1 protein-coding gene (running past one end of the window) is annotated in these 7936 nt (G+C 70.0%); it reads left to right on the top strand.

The genetic code is table 11. The features are described 5' to 3' along the window. Positions 1 to 86 precede the first annotated feature (86 nt). Positions 87 to 7936 carry the start of a non-ribosomal peptide synthetase gene (locus tag IM25_RS00510; RefSeq protein WP_065995639.1) on the top strand. The gene runs 21727 nt beyond the window's last position, so 7850 of the gene's 29577 nt are visible here — the first part of the coding sequence; it begins with the start codon at positions 87 to 89; its stop codon lies off the right edge, out of view.

Below are 7936 nucleotides of genomic sequence, written 5' to 3'. Positions count from 1 at the left end.
CCAGTACGGTGCCGGGTGGCAGCGGGGGGCGGTGTCGCGTGCACAGCGTGATGCCGAGCGCAGGTTATTTCAGGAGGCTGACGTAGATGACGGGTGACATGGCGGGCAAGCCGGCGCTGGCGATCGAGGACCTTCCCCGGTTGCTCGCCGCCGTCGCGGAGATCGAACCCGACCGCGTCGCCCTCACCGACGGTGATACCCGTATCGGCTACGCGCGCCTGCGCGACGAGATCGCCACGCTCGACACCGCCATGGGCGGTGCGCTCGGTTTCGACGCGCTGTTCCCGGTCGTTCTGTCGAACATCGCGCCCGCTCTGCTGGGTGCTCCGGGTCTCGCGGGGGTGGTCGACGCCCTGCTGGCCGACGCCGTCGAGGTGCTCGGCGACGATGTGGCAGCACCGGCCACGGTCGATCCCGACACCCTCATGGCGCGTTTCGACGCCCAGGTGGCGCGGACCCCCGATGCGGTCGCTCTCGATTTCGACGGGCAGGCCCTGACCTACCGCGAATTCGACGCCCGCGCCAACCGTCTCGCACGTCACCTCATCGGTCTCGGTGTGGGCCCCGACGCACGTGTCGGTCTCGCCGTCCGTCGGTCGTTCGACCTGCTGGTCGGCATGTACGCGATCGTCAAGGCCGGTGGCGCCTACGTGCCGCTCGATCCCGACCACCCGGCCGACCGCCTCGCCTACGTCCTCGAGATCGCCGAGCCGGTCGCCGTCGTCACCACCGAGCGCGACGCCGTCGATCTCCCCGGTTCCGTCCCGGCGCTGACGATCGACACCCTCGACCTGTCCGAGGTATCCGACGAGCCGATCACTCCGGAGGAGCGCGGCGGCGCGCTCACGGCCGATCACCTCGCCTACGTCATCTTCACGTCGGGTTCGACGGGACGGCCCAAGGGCGTCGCCGTCGAGCACCGGGCGATCGTCGCGAACATCGACTGGCGTCAGTCCGAGTACGGGATGCGCGCCGACGACGTGGTGCTGCAGAAGACGCCGTTCACCTTCGACGTGTCGGTCTGGGAGTTCTTCTGGCCCCTGCAGGTGGGTGCCCGTCTCACGATCGCCGTGCCCGACGGGCACCGCGACCCTGCCTACCTCGCGCAGACGATGATCGAACGCGGCGTGACGATCGCGCACTTCGTGCCGTCGATGCTCGCCGTCTACCTCACCGAGTCCACCGCCGCGTCGGTGAGCACCCTCCGCTATGTCTTCGCGTCCGGTGAGGCGCTGCCGCCGCAGACCGTCGCCCGCTTCTACGAGATCTCCTCGGCGCGTCTGCACAACCTCTACGGGCCCACCGAGGCCGCGGTCGACGTCACCTACTTCGCGACCTCCGCCGACGACACCGTCGTGCCGATCGGTGCCGCCGTGGCCGACACCGGCCTCTACGTCCTCGACGAGGGTCTGCGCCCCGTCCCGGACGGTGTCGAGGGCGAGCTCTACCTCGCGGGCGTCCAGCTCGCGCGCGGCTATCTCCGTCGCCCCGATCTGACCTCCGATCGTTTCGTCGCCGACCCGTTCGGCGAGCCCGGCGACCGCATGTACCGCACCGGCGACCTCGTGAAGACGAACGAGGACGGGCAGATCGAGTACATCGGCCGTACGGACTTCCAGGTGAAGCTGCGCGGTCTGCGCATCGAACTCGGCGAGATCGAATCGGCGTTGCTCGACCACCCGGGCGTGCGGCAGTCGGTCGTCGTCGTGCACTCCGACCCCGCGCTCGGCGACCACCTCGTCGCCTACCTCGTCACCGACGGCCGCGACATCGAACGGTCCGAGCTCGCCGACGCCGTGCGCCGGCGCCTGCCCGACTACATGGTGCCGTCGCTGTTCGTCGAACTCGACGAGTTCCCGCTCGGCGGCAGCGGCAAGCTCGACCGGAAGGCCTTGCCCGCACCGGATTTCAGCTCCCTGCAGCGCGAATACCGCGCGCCGTCGACTGCTACCGAGCATGCCGTCGTCGCCGCTTTCGAGCAGGTCCTCGGCATCGAGCAGCTCGGTGTCGACGACGACTTCTTCGAACTCGGCGGCAACTCCCTGAGCGCGACGCGGGTCGTCGCGCGGCTCAGCGCCGATCACAAGGTCCGCATCGACGTCCGCGAGTTCTTCGACGCCCCGACGGCGGCCGAACTCGCCTCGCTCGTCGACGCCGCCATGGCCTCGGGTGGCGACGGACGCGCACCGCTGGTCCCGCAGGTGCGTCCGGAACTGGTGCCGTTGTCGCTCGCGCAGCAGCGGATGTGGTTCCTCAACCGCTTCGAACCGGAATCGGCGGTCAACAACATCCCCGTGGCGATCGGCCTGTCGGGGGCACTCGACGCGGCGGCCCTGCAGGCCGCGGTCACCGACGTGCTCGGCCGGCACGAGTCGTTGCGGACGATCTACCCGGACGTCGACGGTGTGGGCTACCAGCAGGTGCTGCCGGTGGACGAGGTGGTGCCCGACCTGACGCCGGTCCCGGTGGCCGAGTCCGATCTGATCGCCCGGGCCACCGAGATCGTCGGCACCGGCTTCGACGTGACGACGCAGGTCCCCTTCCGGGCCCGGCTGTTCGCCGTCACCGAGACCGGGACCGCGGCCGAGCACGTGCTGGTGCTGGTCGTGCACCACATCGCGTCCGACGGTTTCTCGATGGGTCCGCTGACCCGCGACGTCGTGACGGCCTACGCGGCCCGCGTCTCGGGTGACGCCCCGCAGTGGGAGCCGCTGCCGGTGCAGTACGCCGACTTCGCCATCTGGCAGCGGGAGGTGCTCGGTTCGGAGGACGATCCGGAGTCGATCATCTCCTCGCAGGTCGCGTTCTGGCGGGAGACCCTCGCGGGTCTGCCCGAGCAGCTCGACCTGCCGGCGGACCGTCCGCGACCGGCGGTCGCGAGCTACCGCGGTGCCTCGCACCGGTTCGTCCTGGACTCCGAACTCCGTTCCGCCGTCCGCGATCTCGCCCGGCGCACCTCCACCACCGAGTTCATGGTCGTGCACGCGGCACTGGCGGTGCTGCTGGCGCGTCTGTCGGGCACCGACGACATCGCGATCGGCACCCCGGTGGCCGGTCGTGGCGACGCGGCGCTCGACGATCTGGTGGGCATGTTCGTCAACACCCTCGTGCTGCGCACCCGGGTGGAGGGCGGCGAGTCGTTCGAGCAGGTGCTCGGCCGGGTGCGCGGCGCCGACCTCGAAGCGTTCGGGCACGCCGACCTGCCGTTCGAGCGGCTCGTCGAGATCATCGACCCCGAACGGTCGACGGCACGGCACCCGCTGTTCCAGGTGCTCCTCGCGTTCCAGAACCTCGATGCCGGCTCCCTCGAGCTGCCCGGCCTGACCGTCTCGGCGCTCGATGTCGACGTGGCACTGGCGAAGTTCGACCTGCAGGTCACCGTCTCGGACGACGCCACCGCCGAGGGTTATCTCGTCGAATTGACTTATGCCACCGATCTGTTCGACGCCCGGACGATGGAGTCCTTCGCCGAGCGCCTGGCCCGGATCCTCACCGCGGTCGTGACCGAACCCGCACTCCCGGTCGGTGATGTCGCGCTGCTCGACGATGCCGAGCGCACCGATGTGCTCGCCACGTGGAACGCCACCGAGCACGCACTCGGCGACGCCGGGACCCTCGTCGATCTGTTCGCCGAGCAGGTCCGGCGGTCGCCGGACGCGGTCGCGGTGGAGTTCGAGGGCGAGACGCTGACCTACGGCGAGTTCTCCGAGCGTGTGAACCGTCTTGCACGACACCTGATCTCGCTCGGTGTCGGTCCCGACGCGCGGGTGGGTCTGGCGATGCGCCGCTCGCTGGATCTGCTCGTCGGTATGTACGCGGTCGTTACGGCCGGTGGTGCCTACGTGCCGATCGATCCGGATCAGCCCGAGGATCGCAACGGGTACATCCTCGACATCGCCGCGCCCGTGGTGGTGCTGACCACCGAACGCGACGGATTCTCCGTGCCGGCCACGGCATCGGTGCCGTCGCTCGCGATCGACACCCTCGACCTGTCCGCGACACCGGCCGAGCCGGTCACCGACGCCGACCGCGTCGCGCCGTTGCGGCCGTCGAACACCGCGTACTCGATCTTCACCTCCGGTTCGACGGGACGCCCGAAGGGTGTGGCGGTCGCCCATGCCTCGGTCGTCAACCAGATCCGGTGGATCACCACCGAATACGGGATCGGCCCCGACGATGTGGTGCTGCAGAAGACCCCGTTCACCTTCGACGTGTCGGTGTGGGAACTCTTCGGCACCCTCGCCGTCGGTGCGCGCATGGTGATCGCGGTCCCGGACGGGCACCGCGACCCCGCCTATCTCGGCACCGTCATCCGCGAGCGCGCGGTGACGGCGACCTCCTTCGTCCCGTCGATGCTCGCGGTGTTCGCCGCGTCGGTGTCGCCCGACGACTGCGCGTCGCTGCGCACCGTGCTCGTCGCCGGTGAAGCCTTCCCGCTGTCGGTGGCCGAGCAGTTCTCCCGGAGCAGCGACGCCGAGCTCCACAACCTCTACGGCCCCACCGAGGCCACGGTGCACGCCACCGCCCGCCCGGTCGCAGGAACGACGGGTGGTTCCGTCGCGATGGGCGCTCCGGTGTGGAACACCCGCGCCTACGTGCTCGACTCGCGACTGTCGCCGGTTCCCGCCGGTGTCGTGGGAGAGTTGTATCTCGCGGGCGTGCAGGTGGCGCGCGGTTACGTCGGCCGCCCCGATCTGACCGCCGAGCGTTTCGTCGCCTCGCCCTTCGGCGAGGGTGAACGTCTGTACCGCACGGGCGACCTCGTGCGCTGGAGCAACGACCGCAGCGGAGATCTCGAGTACCTCGGCCGCACCGACTTCCAGGTCAAGCTCCGCGGTCTGCGTATCGAGCTCGGGGAGATCGAGACCGCGCTGCTCGACCACACCGGGGTGTCGCAGGCCGCCGCGCAGGTGCGCCGCGATCAGCTCGTCGCCTACGTGGTCCCGGCCCCGAACACGACCTTCGACCGCGACGCCGCGCAGGCCGCGCTGAGCGCGGTGCTCCCGGCCTACATGGTGCCGTCGCAGTTCGTGGTCCTCGACGAGATGCCGCTCGGCAGCTCGGGCAAGGTCGACCGGAAGGCGCTGCCCGACCCGGTCTTCGAGGCTCGCGGCTTCCGTGCACCCACGACCCCGGTCGAGGAGGTCGTCGCCGGCGTGTTCGCCGACGTCCTCGGTGTCGACCGTGTCGGGCTCGACGACGACTTCTTCGCCCTCGGCGGCAACTCGCTCATCGCGACGCAGGTCGTCGCGCGCCTCGGTTCCGAACTGGGAACCGTTGTGCCCGTTCGTGTCCTGTTCGAGGCGCCCGGCGTAGCCGCTCTCGCCGCCCGCGTCGAGCAGAGCGAGGCCCAGGGCCGCACGCCGCTCGTCGCACAGGAACGTCCCGAGCGGGTCCCACTGTCGCTCGCGCAGCAGCGCATGTGGTTCCTCAACCGCTTCGAACCGGAATCGGCCGTCAACAACATCCCCGGGGCGATCCGGTTGACCGGCGCCCTGGACGTCGAGGCGCTGCGCTCCGCGGTGGTCGACGTGCTCGGCCGGCACGAGTCGCTGCGGACGATCTACCCGGACGTCGACGGTGTGGGCTACCAGCAGGTGCTGCCGGTGTCCGAGGTCGAACCCGACCTCACGCCGGTCGACGTCACCGAGACGCAGCTGGTGCAGAGCATCACCGATCTCGTCTCGTCCGGCTTCGACGTCTCCACCCAGGCACCCTTCCGGACGCAACTGTTCGCGGTGTCGGCGACCGAACACGTGCTCGCGCTGGTCGTGCACCACATCGCCGCCGACGGCTTCTCGATGGGCCCGCTCACTCGCGACATCGTCTCGGCCTACGCGGCCCGCGCCGCCGGCGGCGAGCCGGGATGGGAGCCGCTGCCGGTCCAGTACGCCGACTTCGCGATCTGGCAGCGGGAGGTGCTCGGCTCGGAGGACGATCCGGAGTCGGTCATCTCCTCGCAGGTCGGTTTCTGGCGGGACACGCTTGAGGGTCTGCCCGAGCAGCTCGACCTGCCGGCCGACCGCCCGCGCCCCGCCGTCGCCACCAATCGTGGTGCCCTGCACGAGTTCACCATCGACGAGACGCTGCACGACCGCATCGTCACGCTCGCCCGCGAACGCAACGCGACCCCGTTCATGGTGGTGCACGCCGCGCTGGCGGTGCTGCTGGCGCGTCTGTCGGGCACCGACGACATCGCGATCGGTACTCCGGTGGCCGGTCGTGGCGACGCGGCGCTCGACGATCTGGTGGGCATGTTCGTCAACACCCTCGTGCTGCGCACCCGGGTCGAGGGCGGCGAGTCGTTCGAGCAGGTGCTCGGCCGGGTGCGCGGCGCCGACCTCGAGGCGTTCGGCCACGCCGACCTGCCGTTCGAACGACTCGTCGAGATCATCGACCCCGAGCGCTCCACCGCGCGTCACCCGCTGTTCCAGGTGATGTTGTCGTTCCAGAACCTCGAGACCGGCTCCCTCGAACTTCCGCGGCTGACCGTCGAGGCCGTCGACCTCGACATCGCGACCGCCAAGTTCGACCTCCAGTTCGTCGTCACCGAGACGCCGACCGCGACCGGTGCCGCCGAGTACTCGGTGGGCTTGGCCTACGCCACCGATCTGTTCGACACCCGCACGGTCGAGCGCGTCGCCGAGCGCTTCGTCCGTCTCCTCGATGCGGTCACCGGTGATCTCTCCGTCGCTATCGGTGATGTCGACCTGCTCGACGATGCCGAACGCGTGCAGGTCCTCGAGCAGTGGAACGACACCGGCCGCGCGCTCGACGACACCTCGACCCTCGTGGATCTGTTCGCCGAGCAGGTCCGGCGGTCGCCGGATGCGGTCGCGGTGGAGTTCGAGGGCGAGTCGCTGACCTACGGCGAGTTCTCGGAGCGCGTGAACCGTCTTGCGCGGCATCTGATCTCGCTCGGTGTCGGTCCCGACGCGCGGGTGGGTCTGGCGATGCGCCGCTCGCTGGATCTGCTCGTCGGTATGTACGCGGTCGTTACGGCCGGTGGTGCCTACGTGCCGATCGATCCGGATCAGCCCGAGGATCGCAACGGGTACATCCTCGACATCGCCGCGCCCGTGGTGGTGCTGAGCACCGAACGCGACGGATTCCGCGTACCGGGGGAGAGGTCCGTCCCGAGCCTGCTCGTCGACACCCTCGACCTGTCCGCGACGGCGTCCGGGCCGGTCACCGACGCCGAGCGGACGTCTCCGCTGCGGGCGTCGAACACCGCCTACGTCATCTTCACGTCCGGGTCCACCGGGCGCCCGAAGGGTGTGGCGGTGCCGCACGGCGCGATCGTCAACCGCCTGCGCTGGATGCAGCACGAATACCCGCTCACCGGCGCCGACGTGGTGCTGCAGAAGACCCCGTTCACCTTCGATGTGTCGGTGTGGGAGTTCTTCTGGCCCTTGCAGATCGGTGCCCGACTGGTGGTCGCCGTGCCGGACGGTCACCGCGATCCGCGGTACCTGGCCTCGGTGATCGAGCGGCGCGGCGTGACCGTCGTGCACTTCGTGCCGTCGATGCTGGCGGTGTTCGTCGCCGAAGCGTCGGCCGACGAACTCACTTCGCTCCGTCACGTCTTCGCCTCCGGTGAGGCGCTCCCGCCCGCACTGGCCGCACGCACGCGGGCACTGTTGTCCGATGCCGGCCTGCACAACCTCTACGGCCCCACCGAGGCAGCCGTGGACGTGACCTACCACGAGGCCACCGACGCCGACACGGTCTCCGTGCCGATCGGCGCCCCCGTGTGGAACACCCGCGTCTACGTCCTCGACGAGCGTCTCGCGCCCGTGCCCGTGGGGGTCGCGGGAGAGCTCTATCTCGCGGGAGCTCAGCTCGCCCGCGGGTACATGCAGCGCCCCGACCTCACGGCCGAACGCTTCGTCGCCTCGCCGTTCGGCGACGGTGAGCGGCTGTACCGCACCGGCGA

This window comes from Rhodococcus sp. p52 (assembly GCF_000763325.2).
GTDB classification, from domain to species: domain Bacteria; phylum Actinomycetota; class Actinomycetes; order Mycobacteriales; family Mycobacteriaceae; genus Rhodococcus; species Rhodococcus pyridinivorans.
Note: the sequence above shows the minus strand (reverse complement) of the source record. Positions and strands in the feature narration are given on the sequence as shown.